The 450-nt window shown below is 44.0% G+C and carries 1 pseudogene; it reads right to left on the reverse strand.

Annotation, left to right across the window (positions count from 1 at the left end):
- Positions 1-450 (reverse strand): annotated as a pseudogene (locus A3739_RS29950) (cryptochrome/photolyase family protein); the annotation flags it as partial.

Here is a 450-nt window from a genome sequence, read left to right on the forward strand (position 1 = left end):
CGCATAGGCATTCTGTTTGGTCTCATTAATACATTGTGCGAGACAGTTCATCTGCGTGTCGCCAGTCCAAAAGAAGCCCGGCAAATGTCGTTGAGCGTTTAGAAAATTCTGATCAACATACTTGGGCATTTCGTGCCAATACAAACCTCGCACGTATTCACGCCAGCCAAGCACCTGACGAATAAAGCCTTCTACCGCATTTAGAGGAAAATTATATTCGCGATAGGCATGTTCGACTTGAGTAATCACCTCATGGGCGGTCAGCAAACCTGCATTAAGATAAAAGCTGATATGACTATGGAACATCCAAGGCTCGTCTTGTTGCATGGCGTCCTGATAATCACCAAACAAAACTAAACGTTCTTGAATGAAGCCCTTTAAAACTTGAAGCGCTTGCTCACGTGTAACCGCATAATGGAAGTTACTAAGCTCACCAAAATGATCCTCGAA

This window comes from Oleiphilus sp. HI0067, assembly GCF_001635735.1.